A 17,777-nucleotide genomic window follows, 5' to 3' on the forward strand; every position below is an offset into this window, starting at 1 on the left:
CCGGTCTCCGACCGGGTCATGGAGCTCTCGGGCCTCGCGGGATCACCGGCACTGGAAGTCACGCGAAACATCGTGGCACGAGGGCGACGACATCCGCATGATTGCCCGGCGAAGTCACTGTTCGGTTCCATTTCGTACACTCGGATCTTGTGCCCTTTATCGACGAGCTGGTCGCTCGACTACCCGCGCCGGTTCGACAGGTCGCGATGCGCCATCACGAACTCATCAAGTTCGCCCTCGTCGGCGGTACCACTTTCGTCTTCGACCTGGCCATCTTCTATCTGCTGACGTTCACCGTCCTGGAACCGAAACCCGTCGTCGCGCGCATCATCTCCGGCACATTGGCGACGATCCTCAACTACATCCTCAACCGGGAGTGGGCGTTCAAGAACCGTGGCGGCCGCGAACGTCATCACGAGGCCTTGATCTTCTTCGTGATCAGCGGTGTCGGCGTGATCCTGGCCGCCGCGCCACTGTGGGTCGCCAACAACGTCTTCGACCTCCGCAGCAATCTGAGTGTCACCGAGTTGGTCATCGTCGACTTCGTCCTCGGGTTCCTCATCGGCAATCTGCTACAGATGGCCTTCCGGTTCTGGGCACTGCGCAAGTTCGCGTTCCCCGATGATCTCCTCCGCGGCGGCGACGCAGGATCCACCGATCTGCACCCGACCGCCGAGGAACTCAACGATGAGGAACTCGGTCACGCGTGACCGGTGACGGCCTGCCCCGGACGGGATCACCGCCGCGGTCATCGCCATCGGGGCGGTCGCCGTCCGTGTCGTCCCCGTCGTCGGGATCGCCGGTGTGTGCCGAGGGCACCACGATCGAGAACACCGCCGGTCGGCGCATCGTCAGTTCGAGACGTCCCCCGTCGGCCTCGACGAGTGCGCGTGCCAGCGACAGACCGACCCCGTTGCCCCGCCCGGCCGAGAATCCCCGGCGGAAGATCAACCCGACCAGATCGTCGTCGATGCCGGTCCCCTCGTCGGCGACGATGATCCGGAGCATGTCGGCCGACGGCAGATCGTCGACGTGGATCCGGCACGTCCCGGCACCATGCTGCAGCGCGTTGTCGACGAGCACACTCAACGCCTCACGCAACCGTCCCGGCCGGGCACTGACCGCCGTGGTCTGGCCGTTGAACGTCGCCGCGATCGATCGTCCCGTCGCGCCGAATGCCGTGCGGAAGTCGCCGATCAGCGTCCGGACCATCTCCTCGACGTCGATCTGGTTCGGCACCGCCGGATCGTTCCGTGATGCCGCCACCATCTCGTCGAGCTCTCGAGAGAGTCGTTCCACCTGCTCGAGCGCCGCCTCGGCCTCCCCGACGACCGCCGGATCCTCGTGCAGCGACAGTTCATCGAGGCGCAGTTGGATCGCCGTCAACCGGCTGCGCAGCTGATGTGACACGTCGCCGACGATCTCGCCCTCCCGCTCGAGCCGCAGGGCGATCTCCGAGTTCGCGTCCCCGAGCGCCCGGGACACCCTGTCGAGCTCGCTGATGCCGTACGACTTCCACTCGGAACGGAAGTCCCCCTTCGCCATCGCGGCGGCCCGCCCTGCCAGGTCGATCAGCGGATCCGCGACGCGACCAGCGGTCACCGCGGCCACGGTCGTGCCCGCGGCGATCGAACTGGCGACCACCAGCGCCACGATCCCGATGGCCGCGAGCTGGTCGTCGCGCACCTGGGTGAGGGGGATCTCGAGGAGCAGCGATCCGGCGCCGCCCAGTGCGATCGAATCGGTCATCGTCGCGCCGTCGATCGGCTCGCCGATCACCGTCTCCGCCTCGGCGGCGTCGCCAACCGGGTAGCGGACGGTCAGCCGGCCGTCCTCGGGCAACAGCAGCCGGAACGCCTCGGTGTCGAGCGAGCCCGCGGACACCCGCCCTTCGGCACCCTCCTGACGGATCAGCTGCGCCGAGATCAGCTTGAGGCGCGAGTCGAGGTTCTGGTGAGCGTTGTCCGACACCCACCACCAGGCGATCACGCTCAATGGAATGCCCAGCAGAAGACCGACCGCCACGATCATGGCGATCATCGTGTTCAGGATCCGGCGCCGCATGCGGTGTCCCCGACCAGTCGATCAGGGGTCGAATCGGAATCCGACACCGCGCACCGTGACGATGTGCCGGGGACGGTCGTGCTGATCGTCCCCGATCTTCCGGCGCAACCACGAGATGTGCATGTCGAGCGTCTTCGACGAGCGCAGGTCTGCCGATCCCCACACCTCGGTGAGGATCTCGTCTCGGCTCACCACCTGCCCCGGCCGTTCCATCAGGAATCGCAGCAGATCGAACTCCCGGTTGGCCAGCACCAGATCGGCACCGTCCACGAGCACGCGGCGGCCGCGGGTGTCGAGCTGGATGTCGCCGCCGTCGAGGACCACGTCGGCGCTCTGCTGGCGGCGGAGCAACGCCCGGACCCGGGCCAGCAGCTCGGCCAGCCGGAACGGCTTGCCGACGTAATCGTCGGCGCCTGCGTCGAGACCCACCACGAAGTCCACCTCGTCGGTGCGCGCGGTGAGCATCAGCACGGCGAGCTGTGGTCGCGCGGTCCGGATTCGGCGGCACACCTCCAGGCCGTCGATCTCCGGCAGCCCGAGGTCGAGGATGAGCAGTTCGAAGCGGGTGTCGAGCGCCTGGTCGAGCGCCTCGGCGCCGTCGGTGACCACCTCACAGCCATACCCCTCGCGGGTCAGTGCGCGCGCCAGCGGCTCGGCGATGGCGATGTCGTCCTCGGCCAGCAGTACGTCGGTCACCGTCCGACCCCCTCGTCGTGGCGACGATCGGACCGGTCGTCGTCGGTCAGCCCGATCTCGTCGGGCGCGACGTCCTCCTGCGTGTCGAGGACCTCGTGATAGAGCATCGCGTGCACCCGTTCCACGTGGGGGATGTCGTCGAACGACAACGGCTCGTCGGACGCCGACTCGATGATCAGCGTGCCCGTCCGGAGCATCCGGTCGATCGGCCCGTGCCGGAACTCGACGGTGTTGATCCGGCGGATCGGGATGTCGATCCCCGATCGCGTCAGGACGCCGTTGCGATAGATCACCCGGCGATCGGTGAGGACGAAATGCGTCGTCTTCCACGAGACCAACGGCCGGACGAAGTACCACACGAATCCGACCAGCCACAGCACACCGATGATGATCATCAGCACGGTCGCGACCGTCGAGTCCAGGGTCGACCCGCTGACCATCCCCGCGAGCACCCCCGCGACAGCAGTCACCAAAAGGAACACCAGGAACGGCCCGAGCAGGCATTTCCAATGCGGATGCCGGTGCAGGACGATCTCCTCGCCGGGGGCGAGGTTCTCGCGTGGGTAGGACATGGCAGCCAGCTTAATCCGCGGCTCGCACACAACGGCGCGGCTCGACCCACCGCGCACTCGCCCACACGGCGATCGTGGCACCACCATGCCGCCCAGGACCGCTGGTGCACACAAGTACACTGCGAACAGACGCGTACCGGTCCGACCGCCGAGAAGGTCAAGGAGAAACCATGAGTTATCGCGACCCACGTGACCCGTACGACCCACGAACCGCCAGGTACGAGAGCGGATATCCGCCCGAGTCACAGGCGTACAGCCGGTCGGACCCACACGCACAACCCGGTCCGGCGGAGTACTCCGAGGCCTACCAGCAGCCGGCACCACGCCAGAAACCCCGCCTGGGCCCCAACGTGAACCCGACCATGTTCGTCGGCGGCGTCGTGATGACCGGCGTCGTCACCGGACTCGCCGCATGGCTCGCGGCCTGGGTGATCCGCGCGATCGTCGAGAGGGTCAACGAGGCAGGCAAGTTCGGCGTGTGGAACCCCTTGGCGCGCGACGAGATCTGGTTCGCCGTGGTCGGCTTCCTCTGCGCCTTGGCGGCGGGCGCGCTGTGGTACGTCCTCCAGATGGTCACGCCCTCGCCCAATCAGTTCTTCCGCTGGATCGTGGGGTTGCTCATCGCAGGCGCCGTGATCATCCCGCTGGTCCTGTCGTCCGAGGTGTCCGTGGGGATCGCCACGGCGGTACTCCATCTGATCATCGGACTACCGATCCTGGCCCTGGTCCCGGCCATGGGGCACAAGAGCATCCAGCAGGGCTAGACCGCCAGGCGGACGAACCCACCAGACGGCAGAGTCCACACTCGGGGCGGCCGGATCAGTCGATCGGCCGCAGGTGGGTGACATCGCCGGCCGCCGCCACCACTTCGCGGCCGTCGACGTCGATCACGATCCGCCCGGTCCGATCGATCCCGACCGCCGTACCCACCAGCTCCTTGTCGCCCGGCAACACCAACCGGACGCGTCGGCCGAGCGTGTCGCTGCGCTCGCGATACATGGCTGCCAGCTGATCGATGTCGGTCGGCCACAACGTGAGCAACTCGGAGAGGGCACGCAGGAACTGTCGTGCGAGATCCTCCGGCGGGACCTCGTCGCCGGTGACGATCAGCAATGAGGTCGCGGTCGGCACGGGCAGTTGTTCCTCGGTCATGACCGTGTTGAGCCCGACCCCGATGACGGCCACCCCGCCAGTGGGCGTGTGCGTGTACTCGGACAGGATGCCTGCGATCTTGCGGTCGTCGATCAGCACGTCGTTCGGCCACTTGAGGGTGGGCCGTTCACCCACGACGGCTTCCACGGCCCGGGTGACCGCCAGACCCGCGATCAGCGACAACCAGCCGAGGTGCTCTGGGTCGGCGCCGACCGCCACCGCCGACGACATGGCGAGTTGGCCACCTGCGGGAGCCGACCAGACCCGGGTATGACGGCCCCGACCGGAGGTCTGGTCGGTCGTGATGCGAACCGTGCCGCCGAGCTCCTCGGTCGCCGCCCGGGCGATCAGGTCGGCGTTGGTCGAACCCGTCGACTCCACGACCTCGATCGTGTGCCAGCAGGTGTCAGCGAGAGTGTCGAGGAGCGCAGCGCCATCCAGGGTCATACCCCAGACGCTACTGCGCCGTTCACGGGCACGGGGACGGGTCCAGATGTGGCCCGAGGCCGATTCGGCCAGGCACGCGCGGTGGCTCCGACCGATCGCTCGGGAACATGAGGCAAATCTCACGTTGATCCGGTTGACGTGGCTCACAGTCGGGTAGTTAGCATCGTTGTTCATGACGACTGCTTCGCGCGATGACGGCGCCGCTCCCGACATCCACACGACGGCGGGAAAGCTCGCCGATCTGCGTAATCGCCTCGAAGAGACCAAGCACCCGGTGGGCGAGGCCGCGGTCGACAAGATCCACGACAAGGGCAAGCTGACCGCGCGCGAGCGCATCACGCACCTGCTCGACGAGGGGTCGTTCGTCGAACTCGACGCTCTCGCCCGGCACCGCAGCACCAACTTCGGACTGGCCGAGCGCCGCCCGCTCGGCGACGGCGTGGTCACCGGCTACGGCACCATCGACGGTCGCGAGGTGTGCATCTTCTCCCAGGACGCCACCGTGTTCGGCGGCAGCCTGGGCGAGGTCTACGGCGAGAAGATCGTCAAGGTGATGGACCTGGCCATCAAGACCGGCCGCCCGCTGATCGGCATCAACGACGGCGCAGGCGCCCGCATCCAGGAAGGCGTCGTCTCGCTCGGCCTGTACGGCGAGATCTTCCACCGCAACGTCCGCGCCTCCGGCGTGATCCCGCAGATCTCGCTGATCATGGGTGCAGCCGCCGGCGGACACGTCTACTCGCCCGCTCTCACCGACTTCGTGGTGATGGTCGACCAGACCAGCCAGATGTTCATCACCGGCCCCGACGTGATCAAGACGGTCACCGGCGAGGACGTCACGATGGAGGACCTCGGCGGCGCCCACACCCACATGTCGAAGTCCGGCACCGCCCACTACGTCGCCCAGGACGAAGAGGACGCGCTCGAGTACGTCAAGGAACTGCTGGGTTACCTCCCCAGCAACAACCGGGCCGAGGCGCCCCGACTGCCGGTCGCCGACCCGGCCGCCGGTTCGATCGAGGACACCCTCACCGACGAGGATCTCGAACTCGACACCCTGATCCCGGATTCGCCGAACCAGCCGTACGACATGCACGAGGTGATCCGCCGCATCCTCGACGACGACGAGTTCCTCGAGGTCCAGGCCGAGTACGCGACCAACGTGGTCGTCGGCTTCGGTCGCGTCGACGGCCGCAGCGTCGGCATCGTCGCCAACCAGCCGACGCAGTTCGCCGGCTGCCTCGACATCAAGGGCTCGGAGAAGGCCGCCCGGTTCGTCCGCACCTGCGATGCCTTCAACATCCCGATCGTCACCCTGGTCGACGTCCCCGGGTTCCTGCCCGGCACCGACCAGGAGTACAACGGCATCATCCGCCGCGGTGCCAAGCTTCTCTACGCGTACGGCGAGGCCACGGTCGGCAAGATCACCATCATCACCCGCAAGGCCTACGGCGGCGCTTACGACGTCATGGGCTCCAAGCACATGGGTGCCGACGTGAACCTCGCATGGCCGACCGCCCAGATCGCGGTCATGGGCGCGTCGGGCGCGGTGGGCTTCGTCTACCGCGGTCAGCTCAAGGAGGCCCAGGCCAACGGCGACGACGTCGACGCGCTGCGGCTCCAGCTGCAGCAGGAGTACGAGGACACCCTGGTGAACCCGTACGTGGCCGCCGAGCGCGGTTACGTCGACGCCGTCATCCCGCCCAGCCACACCCGCGGACAGGTCGCCACCGCCTTGCGGCTGCTCGAGCGCAAGATGGTCACCCTGCCGCCGAAGAAGCATGGGAACATCCCGCTATGAGCGACACCGCCGACACCACAGCCGCAGACACCCCGGCCGCCGCGCCGCTGCTGCGCATCGTCCGCGGCAACCCCAGTGACGAAGAGGTCGCGGTCCTCACGTCGCTGGTCGCCGCGGCCGCCGGTTCGTCGAACAGCGGCCCGGTCGAGACCGGCCCCCGCGACGACTGGGGTCGACCCGAGGACCGGCTCCGTCCCGTCTGGGGAGCGCCGACAAGCTTCACCAACCTGAGGGCGTGACGGCTGTCTCGGTGGTCCTCGGATCCGCATCGCCTGCCCGGCTGCGGGTCCTGCGGGCCGCCGGGCTCGACCCCCGGGTGATCGTCTCCGACGTCGACGAGGACGCGGTGCTCGACACGCTCCACGGCGCACCTCCGGCGGAGGTGGTGGTGGCCCTCGCGGGCGCGAAGGCCGACGCCGTGGTCGCCACGATCCTCGCCTCCGACGATCACGCAATCGACACCGTGGTACTGACCTGCGACTCGATGCTGCTCTTCGACGGCGAACTCAGCGGGAAGCCGCACACCGTCGACGTCGCGCGTGCCCAATGGCGCAGGATGCGCGGACGGTCCGCGGAACTGCTGACCGGACACCGTGTCTCACGCATCCGGGACTCCCGGGTCGTCGGGACCGCTCAGGCGTCCGCGGCCACGACGATCCGCTTCGCCGACATCGACGACGCGACCGTGGACGCCTATGCCGCCACCGGCGAGCCCCTCGCGGTCGCCGGTGCGTTCACTCTCGACGGCCTCGGCGGCTGGTTCGTCGAGGCCATCGACGGCGATCCGTCCTCGGTGATCGGAATCGGTCTGCCGACCGTTCGCCTGCTCCTCGCCGACGTGGGCGTCGACGTCACGAGCCTGTGGCGATGACGACCGGACGGCCCCGGATGTCGGTGACCGGGTGACGCCACGCCTCGTCATCAGCAATTCACCCGCTCGCACAAGCGAGATCCAATCGAGATGTCTAGTCTCGTCGGAGTGACTTCCCCCGTCGAGCGCACCACCCACGACGACGATCTCTTCATCCGCATGGACCGTGCATTCGCTGTCCCGGTGCTGAGTCAGGCCATCTGGCGCCTCACCGAACCCCTGACGGCCGAGGAACTCGACCGGATCGGCAGGCGGCTGCTCGACACCCCGATCAGCCGTCGCCTGCGCCGAAGCCGGATTCCCTTCGTCCGCGATCACTGGACCTCTGCGGCCGGCACCGCCGGCCGAGCCCACCTCGATCCGGAGCTCGCCGACGACGAGATCCTCGACTGGATCGAACGTGCCGCCGACGTCCGTTTCGACCTCGCGCACGGTCCCGTCTGGGATCTGCGGGCGGCCCCCCTGGCATCGGGCGGGGGCATCGTCACCCTCTGCTCCTCACACGCCGTCGGTGACGGCTGGCTGGGCGGGCGGGCGATCCTGCACGCGACCGGCGACGACGACTCCACCGACGCGCAGTACGCACCGGCCACGCCGTCGTTGCACGATCAGATCCGCGAGTCCGCCACCCAACTGGGAAAGGTCGGCGCCGGTCTCGTCGGACTCTTGCGCGACACCTGGTCGGCACGGGGAGTCGCGGGATCGACGGAGCAGTCGTCGGAGAAGCGACCGGTGACGTCGCAGTCGACTCCCCCGCCACCCGCACCGACAGAGGACGAGGTGGCCCGCGAGACGACGATCCGGACCCCGCTCGCCATCGTCTCCATCCCGGGCGACGACTGGCGATCCACCTTCTCGGCATCGGGTGGTACCAGCAACGCGCTCTTCCTCGCGATCGTCACCGGGCTCATCGTCGGCGCAGGCCGCGCGTCCTGGGAGGACACGGTCAGGTTGTCGATCCCCATGTCGGTGCGCCCGGAGGAGGACACCAGGGCGAACTCGACCACCGGGCTCACGCTGGACGTACCCGCCGAGTGGAGTCGCTCACGAGACCTCGCGGCGATCCGGCAGGCGGCCAAGGAGACATATCGGCGCGCCGGCACCGGCGCGGGTCGGCCACCGCGACTGCAGCCACTCATCCAGGCACTACCGGACGCCGCGGTCGCCGCTCTCAGCAAGAACGCCGCCACGCCGCTCGCCCTCGCCTCCAACGGCGGTGTGGTCGATGCCCTGTTCGCCGGACTCGGTGATCCGTCCCGGATCGGCACCTTCGCCTCGCGCGCGACGACTCAGGGCGTCAGCCGTGAGCGCCTTCTCCGACTTCGTGGCGGGCTCGCGGCATGGTTTCATGACACGGGCGAGACCACTACACTTGCTGTCTCCGGGCTCGACCCGGTCGCGTTCCCGACCTCCGCCGAGCTGTGCGCGAGCGTTCAAAAAGAATGCGCCCGTTGGGGGTTGACCACCATTCCATGGTGACACTTCTCACCCTCGGGGCGATCTGAGCCCCAAATCATTAGTTTCGCTTGCAAATGATCTGTGTTTTGGTTTACCTGACCTCCAGCAGCAACAGCCCGTCGCCGGGCTGACGACGACGAGGAGAACCACGCTCGATGACGACCTTGCGGACGCGGACCGCCCGACCTCGCCGCGCCGGCCGCACACGACGCCGTCTGGCGCGCACGGCAGCAACCGTGTCGATCCTGTGCGCCGCGGTGGCCTCCTTGGCCGGGACCGCCTCGGTGGCGACCGCGGCACCGTCTGCACCGTCGATCGAACGTGTGGTGCGCGAAGGACCGACCCAGTACGGCGTGTACGTCCACTCCGCGGCCATGCGCAAGACCATCAAGGTCCAGGTGCTGGTCCCTCGGACCCAGAACGGTCCACGCCCGACGCTGTACATGCTGAGCGGTCTCGGCGAAGAGAATCCGCAGAAGAGCATCTGGCTGATCAAGTCCGATGCGGTGAAGTTCTTCGCCGACAAGAACGTCACCGTCGCACTGCCGCTGGCAGGGAACGGCAGCTTCTACACCGACTGGCAGCGCGACGATCCCACGTTGGGCCGCTACAAGTGGGAGACCTTTCTCAAGAAGGAGCTCCCTCCGCTGCTCGACGCCCGGTTCGACGGCAACGGACGCCGCGGGATCGGCGGCCTCTCCATGGGGGCCGGTTCGAGCCTCATGCTGGCCGCCCGCAATCCCGGCTTCTACCGTGCCGTCGCCGCCTACAGCGGTTGCTACACCACCACCGGTCCCGCCGGTGAGGCATATCCGCGCGGCATCGTGTCGGCATTCGGCGGCGACGCCGACAACATGTGGGGCCCGCCCGGTGATCCCGCCTGGTCGGCGCACGACGTCCTTCGCCATTCCGCGGGGCTGCGCGGCAGTGCGATCTACGTGTCCACCGGGACCGGCCGCGCAGGCCGGTACGACGCGCCCGGATACCCGGGCAACGACGATCCGGCGAACCGTCAGATCGTCGGCGGGGCAATCGAGATGGGCTCGATGTGGTGCACCCGGAATCTGCAGGCCCAGTTGGCTGCTCAGCACATCCCCGCGTCCTTCCACTACGTCGACCCCGGCACCCACTCGTGGCCGTACTGGGTCGATCAGCTGCACCGGAGCTGGCCGTTCATCGCCGCAGGACTCGGCGTCTGACGCGACGACGCCACACGCCCTGACGGGCGGCCGGGGGGATGCACGCGAGAGCTCCGGCAGAAGACCCCGAGCAGACGAGCGCAGTACCGACGAAGGAGGTTCGATGGAATACACCGAATTGGCCGACTATCCGTTGCCGGGAGGCTCGCTGACAGCGTGGGTTCCCGAGGCCGCGCCGGATGCGTGGTCCCTCGATCCACGTCGCCTGTCGTACATGCACGTCGAGCATGCCAATCGCGCCGCGGCCGAGGGTGACGACTGGTACAGCCAGTGGATCGGGACCGCATTCCTCATCGAGCGCCCTCTCGACGGTGACGTCATGAGCGAGACCATGAACCGCTGGTATGCCCGTCACGAGGCGTTCCGCACCTCGGTGACCGGCGCTGACACCGAGGCTCCCCGGCGCATCACGTTGCCCATCGAGTCGATCTCGATCAGTCGACGCCCGATGGGTGATCACCTCAGCAGCACCGAGGTCTTCGAGCGGGTGAACGAGTACTTCAACACCACCGTCAGCCCGTTGAGCTGGCCGCACTGCATCGCAGTCACGGTCGAGCTCGACGATCGCGACGATGCGTTTCTCGTCGTCTTCGCCGCCGACCACACGGTGATGGATGCGTATACGCAGGTGTTCGCGATCAAGGAACTGACCGCCCTCTACGAATCCGTGGTCACCGGAACCCGCGACGGCCTCGCCGAATTCGGGAGCTACGTCGACTTCTCCGATGCGGAGCGGGCGATCGGAGACCAGATCCGCGACACCGACGACGCCGTCGCCGGCTGGAGCCGATTCTTCGCCGCTGCCGACCCCGATTCACCGCAGCCGGCACCGATGCCCACCTTCCCGGTCGTGCGGTCGTCGGAGTTTGACGAAGCACCGACCATCATCGCCGAACGCACACCCGACCGCGGATTCCAGGCGACCTTGTCGTCCTGGTTGCTCGACGCCGATCAGACCGCGGCCTTCAACGCCCTGTGCAAAGACGCGGGCGCCAACATGCAGGCGGGCATCTACACCGCACTGTCGATGGCGGCGGCCAAGCTGAGCGGGTCCGGCGAGCTGCGATTCATCAATCCGGTCCACACCCGCAGCGAGATGAAATGGGGCGAGGCCGCCGGATGGTTCGTCGGCATCATCCCGGTGCACCTGCGTCCGCAAGACGCCACGACCTTCCGCGCGGCGATCACGTCGATCGCGGCGAGCGCCTCGGACTACAAGGCGGTCGGCGCCGCCCCCTTCGCCCCGATCGCCGATCTGATCGGCGGCGACACCACGCCACCCGGGCTCGTGGTCTCCTACATCGACCTGCGGCACGCCGACGGCGCCGATCTGTGGGATGCTCGGCGCGCCCGCGTGCTGCGCAGCTCAACGCGCAACGCCGACGAGGTCTACTTCTGGATCAACCGGGTTCCCACCGGGACGAACATCTCCTCGAGGTTCCCGACGGGTCAGCGGGCCGACATGGTCCATCGGTTCATCTCGACGTTCCACCAGATCCTGACAACCGTGATCGCCGAGGGCGACCTCGCCTACGACCACGGCGTGCTCGACGCGACGAATGCGTCCTAGGACCCGATGACCCACACTCCTCCCCTGCGCTCGCGCCCCGTCGGTGGCGCGAGCGTCGAGTGGCGGCCGGCCGATCCGGACCGCGCACTCGCCACTGCCGAACCGACTGCCGGGGGTCTGACCTTCTTGCAGACCGACCATGTCGCCGCCGCGGCGGCCAAACGGGCCGACGGCGGCCCGCACACCGGGACGGCGGGCACCATCACCGTCCTCGACGGTCCGCTCGACCGCGCGGCCATGGCGGCCGCGCTGACCACCTTCGTCCGCAGGCACGACGAACTGCGTGCTGTCTACCGACTCGACGACGCCGGCCCGGTCCGCCTGGTGGCACCGGCGGAGAGCATCGAGTTCCGCACCGGCGGGTCCGGGGCCCATGTCGCCGCCGACGACGTGATCGGTCACGTCGTCGGCCGCATCGAATCCGAAGCGGTCTTCGACCGCATGCCCGGCGTCGTCTACGGGGCATTCGACCACGGCGACGCATTCACCTTCTACATCGGGTCGGATCACTCGCACACGGACGGGTTCTCGCAGTACATCGGCCTCCACGAGATCGCCCGCCTCTACCGGGCCCACCGCGACGGTGAGATCCCGCAGCCCGAGCACGCGGGACGGTTCACCGATTACATCGCGTCCGAGAAGTCGCTCGCGGCGTCCGCGGCTCCCGACGACCCTCGGATCGCGACCTGGCGAGAGATCTTGTCCGCGAACGATGGTCGGGTCCCCCGCTTCCCGTTCGACCTCGGTCTCGCCGACGGAGAGCTCGGTCCGGCGCTTCCCGTCCAACGCACCCTGCTGTCGGCCGGACAACTCGACTCCTGCGCGCAGCGGCGCGACGACGGCAGTTCCCTCGTCGGGCTGATCTATGCAGCGCTGGCCGCGGCGCAACACGAATTACTGGGAACCGAAACCTATTTCACGTCCACGGTGCTCTCGACACGCACGGCCGACCACGCCGCCACCCAGGGCTGGTTGTGCAACTTCGCACCGGTCGCCTTTCCGGTGTCGCCGGGAACGCGCTTCACCGACCTCGTCCACATCGCCACCGACGCGGTGGCCGTGGCCCGCGACCTCGCCACCCTGCCCGTCCACGCCGCTCTCGCGGTCCTGGCCGCCGAGGGCACCTACCTCCCCGACTCCGGTTCGCCACAGATGGTGTCCTACATCGACTTCCGCAGGGTTCCCGGCAGCGACGATCCCGCCGTGGCGCCCGCGACCTGCTTTCCCGCGGTGGGCCGCACCCGCAATGCGAACATGTGGTTCACCCGCTATGACCATGCGCTGACGCTCCTCGCGCACATTCCCGACAATCCCACCGCGCAGAGCGTCTTCGACACCTACGCGAGCGCCGTCGGTCGATGGCTCACCGACTATGCCGCGGGTGCCGATCCCGTTGTCGGCGCGCGTTCCGCAACGGGGGTCCGGTCGTGAAGCTCTGTGGCGACGATTCGGTCGAGATCGAGCCCGGCGCAGTCATCCGCTGGGAGTTGGCCGCGACCGCCGACTCCCTCCCGGTCGATGTGCCGCCGTCGGAGAACGAGAAGTTCCACCTCGATGCGGTTCGTCGCAACGGCACCGGCGGCTGGCTCGCGCTGACCGTCGAGTTCGCGGAGGCGGTGGCCGTCGACGACATCACCCGCAGCCTTCGGAGGCTGGTGGACCGGCACGAGGTGCTGAGGTGCCATTTCGTCTCCTCCGACGACGAGCATGTCCGTCACCGACTGCCCGTCGGCGGACTTCGCGTGCAGCCCGTCACCGGAACCGTTCTCCCTGCCGACCCGGGTCCGGCGGGTGCCACGGGTCCGGCCGTCGCGGTCACCGGGGATTCCCCGCTCGCCGACCGCCTGGTCGACGACATCGCAACGGTCTGTTCGCCGTTCGCGCCGCTACAGCACTACCTCGCCGCCGTGCGGCGGCCGTCCTCGACGACCGTGATCCTGGCGTTCGACCACTGCTACGTCGACGCATATTCTCTCGCGGTGATCGCATCCGATCTCGTGGACGACCTCTCCGGCACGAAAGTCACACAGCCGGTGAGCTTTCTGGACATCCGGATGGTCGAGGACGATGCTCCGACGGTGGCCCCCGACGACCCGCGGCTGCGCGGCTGGGGCGAGTTCCTCGCCGCCAACGACTGGACGGTCCCCGAATTCCCTCTCGACCTCGGTCTGGCACACGGGGACACCGCCCCGGTGTGTACCGAGGTGCGCACCCTGATGTGCGCCGAATCGGCGCACCGCTTCGAGCAGACCGTCCACGCACTCGACGCGCGCACGTACCCGGCACTGCTGACGGCGTTCGCGGATGCGGTGCACGACTCCGGCGGACCCGCCGAGCTGCCTGCCATCCTCCCGGTCCACACCCGCTACGACGCCACCGATCGCAAAGCGGTCGGATGGTTGGTCGGCAACGCACCCATCCGGTTGAGCGCCCGAGGAGATCGCGGAACCACCTTGCGCGCCAACACCGCGCGCCTCGGTGAGGCCCTTCCGCTGGCCCGGATCGGCCTCACCCCGGTGTACATGACCTTCGGCGATCTGATCCGGACCAACCGCAGCGACGTCTTCATGGTGTCCTATGTCGACTACCGCAGGCTCGGCCTGCCTGCGTCGGTGACCACCCGGCAGATCTCGAGCCCACGCCGGACCGACACCGCCCAGTTCTGGTTCTGGCGCGACGCCGACGGTGTCCACCTGCGCGCCCGGTACCCGGAGACCGCACTCGCCCACCGCACGATGAACGGCGTCCTCGACGCGGTGGACCACCGCCTTCGCGATGTCTGGTCAGGCGGGCTGCGCCACCGTGCCGGGTGAGCGAGGTGCCGGGTGACCCGCGCGGTCGGCGAAGCGCGTACGCCGGGCACCGGATCCACCGCTCGGTACGCCGCCGACCGTGCGGCGTGAACAGTGGGTAGGCTCAGTGCGAGATACCGCACGTCGGCGGGTCCGTGTGACAGCCAGCCCGTCGCGGACCGACGACAATCACGAAGGGACCGCAGTTGAGCGTTGAGACCGATCCGAATCCGGCGTTCGCCGACTACGCCCACCCGGAGCGCCTCGTCACGACGCAGTGGCTCTCGGCGCATCTCGGTGCCAAGGGACTCAAGATCATCGAGTCCGACGAGGATGTCCTCCTCTTCGACATCGGCCACATCCCGACCGCCCAGAAGGTGGATTGGCATCTGCACCTGAACGACCCGGTGACCCGCGACTACATCGACGGTGAACAATTCGCCGAACTCATGCGCAGCAAGGGCATCGAGCGCGACGACACCATCGTCATCTACGGCGACAAGAGCAACTGGTGGGCGGCGTACGCACTCTGGGTGTTCACCCTCTTCGGTCATGAGGATGTCCGGCTGCTCGACGGCGGCCGGGATGCCTGGATGTCCGAAGACCGGGAGACCTCCTTCGATGTCCCCGAGTATCCGCGCTCGGACTACCCGGTCGTCGAGCGCGACGACACGCTGATCCGTGCGTTCGCACCAGAGGTGCTCGGTGCACTCGGCTCCGAGCCGCTCGTCGACGTCCGCTCGCCGCAGGAGTACAGCGGCGAACGCACCCACATGCCCGACTACCCGGAAGAGGGCGCGCTGCGGGGTGGACACATCCCCACCGCCATCTCCATCCCGTGGGCGAAGGCTGCCGCTCCCGACGGCCGGTTCCGGGCCAAGGCCGAACTCGACGAGATCTACGGAGATCTCGATGCGTCGACACCGACCATCGCGTACTGCCGGATCGGCGAGCGCTCGAGCCACACCTGGTTCGTGCTGACCCACCTGCTGGGTTTCGCCAATGTGCGCAACTACGACGGTTCGTGGACCGAGTGGGGCAACGCGGTGCGGGTACCGATCGCCGTCGGCACCGAACCCGGCTCGGCGCCCGCCTCGACATGAGCCTCCCGGACGCCATGGCCGAGATCGTCGACGATTTCGGCGCACTGGGCGATTCCGACAAGGTGACGCTGCTGCTGGAGTTCTCGCGGGAGCTTCCGGACCTTCCCGAGCACTTGCTCGAGGACGCGATGGAGCCGGTGCCGGAATGTCAGTCCCCGGTGTTTCTCTCGGTGGACGCGTCCGACCCGACGTCGGTGCGACTGCATTTCAGCGCCCCGCCCGAGGCACCGACCACCCGTGGATTCGCGTCGATCCTGCACCAGGGCCTCGACGGCGCATCCGCCGACGAGATCCTCGCGGTGCCCGCCGACTTCTATCACGATCTCGGTCTCGGTTCGGCGGTGAGCCCGCTGCGCCTGCGCGGGATGGCGGGGATGCTCGCCCGGATCAAGGGTCAGGTCCGTGCGCAGACGGCCGGGTCGGGCGGGCCGCCGACCGCGCCATGAAATTCATCCAGATCCTCGAGGAGCCGATCGAGCCAGGCGGACTCGTCGAGTGGATGCCCTACGTTCCGGGTGGGCTCGGCAGCTGGAGTCACGACTCGCGGTTGACCTCGCACAATCACGAACAGCATCTGCGGTCGGCCTTCGAGTACCGCCTGCGCACCCGCCGGGAAGGTGGCCGGGAATCGTGGCTCGGTCTCTCCATCGAGTTCGATGAGCCGCTGTCGATCCCGGCGATCCGCAGCACCCTGATGACCTGGATCGATCGGCACGAGGTCCTCCGCAGCCATGTCGTCATCAAGGGCGACGGCCTGCAACGACTCAGCACGGACGTGGGCACGGTCAAGCTCAAGATGGGCCGGATCGGCTGGTACACCCAGTCGGGTCCGCTCGTCGAGCAGATCGCCGGCGCCTTCGACCGGGCGACCGCGCCCCTGCACTGGCCCGCGTACATGTTCGCCACCGTCGGCCGTGAGGACTCCTTCACGTTGCTGTTCGCCGCCGACCACTCACTGGTCGACGGATACTCGCTGATCATGGCCCAGCAAGAACTGGTGACGCTCTACCGGTCGGCGCGAGATCACACCGAACCCGATCTGCCGACGGTCGGCAGTTACGTCGATTTCAGTGCCGAGGAACGTCGGCAGGCAGATCAGACCGGCGCCGACCATCCCGCCGTGTCCACCTGGTCGTCGTTCCTGCGCAGCGGCCGCGGCAGCCTGCCCGGCTTCGACTACCGTCGCGCCGGCACCGACGGCGACACGGATTCCGCCACGGCCCCGGCTGCCGCCGACTCGGTGCCGGCCGAGACCGATGACAGTCCGGTCCCGCAGGATTCGATCACCGGCGTCGTCCTCGACGACGACGCGGCCAACCGGTTCACGGCGGTGTGCTCGCAGGCAGGCGGGACCCTGACAGCCGGAGTGCTCGCGGCATTCGCCATCGTCTATCACGAACGGACCGGTGACCCCGAGTTCCGCTGCGTCCTACCCCGCCACACGCGCGACCACACCCGATGGCTCACCGCGCTCGGCTGGTTCGTCGCTGTCGCGCCCTTCTGCCTCGACGTCTCCGATTCCCCTACCTTCGATCAGGCCGTCACGCGGGCCACCGCCGAGCTGAAACGATCCCGGCAGGGCGCATCCCTGCCGTTCCTGCGCGTCGCCGAACTCATCGGCTACCAGGGCGAGCCCCACTTCGTCATCTCGTTCATCGACACCCGGTACGCGCCCGGCGCCGCGGCGGCAGACGAGGGCCGCGCCAAGGTGCTGCGCAGTCACAGCTACGCCACCGACGAGGTCTTCATCTGGATCAATCGGACGCCGTCCGGAATGCGCGTTTCGGCCCGATTCCCCGCCAGGGCGACCGCCGCCGTCGGCCCCACTGTTGACTCGACGACAGAAGTGAACAATCTCACCTCGGCCGGGATCGACGATGCCGCCGACGACGACACGTCCGGCGCGGTGCACGCCTACCTGGGCCGTTTCACCGAGCTCGTCCGGGCCATCGGCGATGCCAGCACCTTCGGTGTCGCGAACCCACCCGGTGCCCAACCGAGCAATTGATCGGTGAGCTAGGGTATTGCCCTGAGCGCGTGGCACCTAGACTC

Annotated in this window: 17 protein-coding genes; 13 read left to right on the forward strand and 4 right to left on the reverse strand. The window is 68.1% G+C overall.

Annotated features, from left to right (window positions below; genetic code table 11):
* Positions 1-149: 149 nt before the first annotated feature.
* Complete coding sequence (locus tag IDF66_RS14950; RefSeq protein WP_190267566.1) at positions 150-710, forward strand: GtrA family protein; 561 nt, start codon at positions 150-152, stop codon at positions 708-710.
* Here IDF66_RS14950 and IDF66_RS14955 read toward each other — a convergent pair.
* Genes IDF66_RS14955 through IDF66_RS14965 form a run of 3 tightly spaced genes read right to left on the reverse strand, consistent with a single transcriptional unit; the run spans position 682 to position 3,332 of the window.
* A complete protein-coding gene (locus IDF66_RS14955; protein ID WP_190267567.1) occupies positions 682-2,064 on the reverse strand; it encodes a sensor histidine kinase in 1,383 nt (460 codons plus the stop codon). The two genes, IDF66_RS14950 and IDF66_RS14955, sit on opposite strands and share 29 nt — an antisense overlap.
* Positions 2,065-2,085: 21 nt before the next feature.
* On the reverse strand, positions 2,086-2,760 hold the full coding sequence (locus IDF66_RS14960) for a response regulator transcription factor (protein ID WP_164308486.1): 675 nt from the start codon (positions 2,758-2,760) through the stop codon (positions 2,086-2,088).
* Entirely contained in the window at positions 2,757-3,332 is a 576-nt protein-coding gene (locus tag IDF66_RS14965; RefSeq protein ID WP_164308485.1) for a PH domain-containing protein, read from the reverse strand. The genes IDF66_RS14960 and IDF66_RS14965 overlap by 4 nt, the downstream gene beginning before the upstream one ends.
* 170 nt (positions 3,333-3,502) lie before the next feature.
* Between IDF66_RS14965 and IDF66_RS14970 the strand changes: the two genes are divergently transcribed.
* The gene (locus IDF66_RS14970; RefSeq protein WP_164308484.1) at positions 3,503-4,096 is read left to right on the forward strand and encodes a hypothetical protein; all 594 of its coding nucleotides are present in this window, start codon (positions 3,503-3,505) and stop codon (positions 4,094-4,096) included.
* A 55-nt stretch (positions 4,097-4,151) separates the two neighbouring features.
* Here IDF66_RS14970 and IDF66_RS14975 read toward each other — a convergent pair whose 3' ends face one another.
* The gene (locus IDF66_RS14975) at positions 4,152-4,931 is read right to left on the reverse strand and encodes a biotin--[acetyl-CoA-carboxylase] ligase (protein WP_190267568.1); all 780 of its coding nucleotides are present in this window, start codon (positions 4,929-4,931) and stop codon (positions 4,152-4,154) included.
* 172 nt (positions 4,932-5,103) lie between these two features.
* Between IDF66_RS14975 and IDF66_RS14980 the strand changes: the two genes are divergently transcribed.
* From IDF66_RS14980 to IDF66_RS15030, 11 genes are all read left to right on the forward strand, one after another.
* Entirely contained in the window at positions 5,104-6,732 is a 1,629-nt protein-coding gene (locus tag IDF66_RS14980) for an acyl-CoA carboxylase subunit beta (protein ID WP_164308482.1), read from the forward strand.
* Positions 6,729-6,971: an acyl-CoA carboxylase subunit epsilon gene (locus IDF66_RS14985; RefSeq protein WP_190267569.1), complete on the forward strand. Its 243-nt coding sequence runs from the start codon at positions 6,729-6,731 to the stop codon at positions 6,969-6,971. The genes IDF66_RS14980 and IDF66_RS14985 overlap by 4 nt, the downstream gene beginning before the upstream one ends.
* On the forward strand, positions 6,968-7,603 hold the full coding sequence (locus tag IDF66_RS14990; RefSeq protein ID WP_317628719.1) for a Maf family protein: 636 nt from the start codon (positions 6,968-6,970) through the stop codon (positions 7,601-7,603). The genes IDF66_RS14985 and IDF66_RS14990 overlap by 4 nt, the downstream gene beginning before the upstream one ends.
* A 108-nt stretch (positions 7,604-7,711) precedes the next feature.
* Positions 7,712-9,082 carry a hypothetical protein gene (locus IDF66_RS14995; RefSeq protein ID WP_190267570.1) on the forward strand — a complete coding sequence of 457 codons (1,371 nt, stop codon included), beginning with the start codon at positions 7,712-7,714 and terminating at the stop codon, positions 9,080-9,082.
* Positions 9,083-9,216: 134 nt separating this feature from the next.
* The gene (locus IDF66_RS15000) at positions 9,217-10,260 is read left to right on the forward strand and encodes an alpha/beta hydrolase (protein ID WP_190267571.1); all 1,044 of its coding nucleotides are present in this window, start codon (positions 9,217-9,219) and stop codon (positions 10,258-10,260) included.
* Between the two features lie 103 nt (positions 10,261-10,363).
* Entirely contained in the window at positions 10,364-11,830 is a 1,467-nt protein-coding gene (locus IDF66_RS15005) for a condensation domain-containing protein (RefSeq protein ID WP_190267572.1), read from the forward strand.
* Between the two features lie 6 nt (positions 11,831-11,836).
* On the forward strand, positions 11,837-13,261 hold the full coding sequence (locus IDF66_RS15010) for a condensation domain-containing protein (protein ID WP_190267573.1): 1,425 nt from the start codon (positions 11,837-11,839) through the stop codon (positions 13,259-13,261).
* Positions 13,258-14,643 carry a condensation domain-containing protein gene (locus IDF66_RS15015; protein WP_190267574.1) on the forward strand — a complete coding sequence of 462 codons (1,386 nt, stop codon included), beginning with the start codon at positions 13,258-13,260 and terminating at the stop codon, positions 14,641-14,643. Before IDF66_RS15010 ends, IDF66_RS15015 begins: the two co-directional genes overlap by 4 nt.
* Positions 14,644-14,828: 185 nt before the next feature.
* Positions 14,829-15,725, forward strand: a complete 897-nt coding sequence (locus tag IDF66_RS15020; protein WP_190267575.1) for a sulfurtransferase — start codon at positions 14,829-14,831, stop codon at positions 15,723-15,725.
* Positions 15,722-16,171 (forward strand): SufE family protein, encoded by a 450-nt coding sequence (locus IDF66_RS15025; RefSeq protein WP_164308473.1) that lies wholly within the window; start codon positions 15,722-15,724, stop codon positions 16,169-16,171. Before IDF66_RS15020 ends, IDF66_RS15025 begins: the two co-directional genes overlap by 4 nt.
* Positions 16,168-17,733 (forward strand): condensation domain-containing protein, encoded by a 1,566-nt coding sequence (locus IDF66_RS15030; protein WP_190267576.1) that lies wholly within the window; start codon positions 16,168-16,170, stop codon positions 17,731-17,733. Before IDF66_RS15025 ends, IDF66_RS15030 begins: the two co-directional genes overlap by 4 nt.
* The last annotated feature ends 44 nt before the right edge of the window (positions 17,734-17,777 follow it).

Origin of the sequence: Gordonia hankookensis (assembly GCF_014673215.1) — a bacterium.
Classification (GTDB): Bacteria; Actinomycetota; Actinomycetes; order Mycobacteriales; family Mycobacteriaceae; genus Gordonia; species Gordonia hankookensis.

Bases quoted from the DNA above. Each gene is read 5' to 3' on its own strand.
- IDF66_RS14980 (WP_164308482.1), top strand. From the start codon at position 5,104: ATGACGACTGCTTCGCGCGATGACGGCGCCGCTCCCGACATCCACACG.
- IDF66_RS14970 (WP_164308484.1), top strand. From the start codon at position 3,503: ATGAGTTATCGCGACCCACGTGACCCGTACGACCCACGAACCGCCAGG.
- IDF66_RS15030 (WP_190267576.1), top strand. From the start codon at position 16,168: ATGAAATTCATCCAGATCCTCGAGGAGCCGATCGAGCCAGGCGGACTC.
- IDF66_RS15005 (WP_190267572.1), top strand. From the start codon at position 10,364: ATGGAATACACCGAATTGGCCGACTATCCGTTGCCGGGAGGCTCGCTG.
- IDF66_RS14965 (WP_164308485.1), bottom strand. From the start codon at position 3,332: ATGTCCTACCCACGCGAGAACCTCGCCCCCGGCGAGGAGATCGTCCTG.
- IDF66_RS14955 (WP_190267567.1), bottom strand. From the start codon at position 2,064: ATGCGGCGCCGGATCCTGAACACGATGATCGCCATGATCGTGGCGGTC.
- IDF66_RS15000 (WP_190267571.1), top strand. From the start codon at position 9,217: ATGACGACCTTGCGGACGCGGACCGCCCGACCTCGCCGCGCCGGCCGC.
- IDF66_RS15010 (WP_190267573.1), top strand. From the start codon at position 11,837: ATGACCCACACTCCTCCCCTGCGCTCGCGCCCCGTCGGTGGCGCGAGC.
- IDF66_RS14975 (WP_190267568.1), bottom strand. From the start codon at position 4,931: ATGACCCTGGATGGCGCTGCGCTCCTCGACACTCTCGCTGACACCTGC.
- IDF66_RS14985 (WP_190267569.1), top strand. From the start codon at position 6,729: ATGAGCGACACCGCCGACACCACAGCCGCAGACACCCCGGCCGCCGCG.
- IDF66_RS15025 (WP_164308473.1), top strand. From the start codon at position 15,722: ATGAGCCTCCCGGACGCCATGGCCGAGATCGTCGACGATTTCGGCGCA.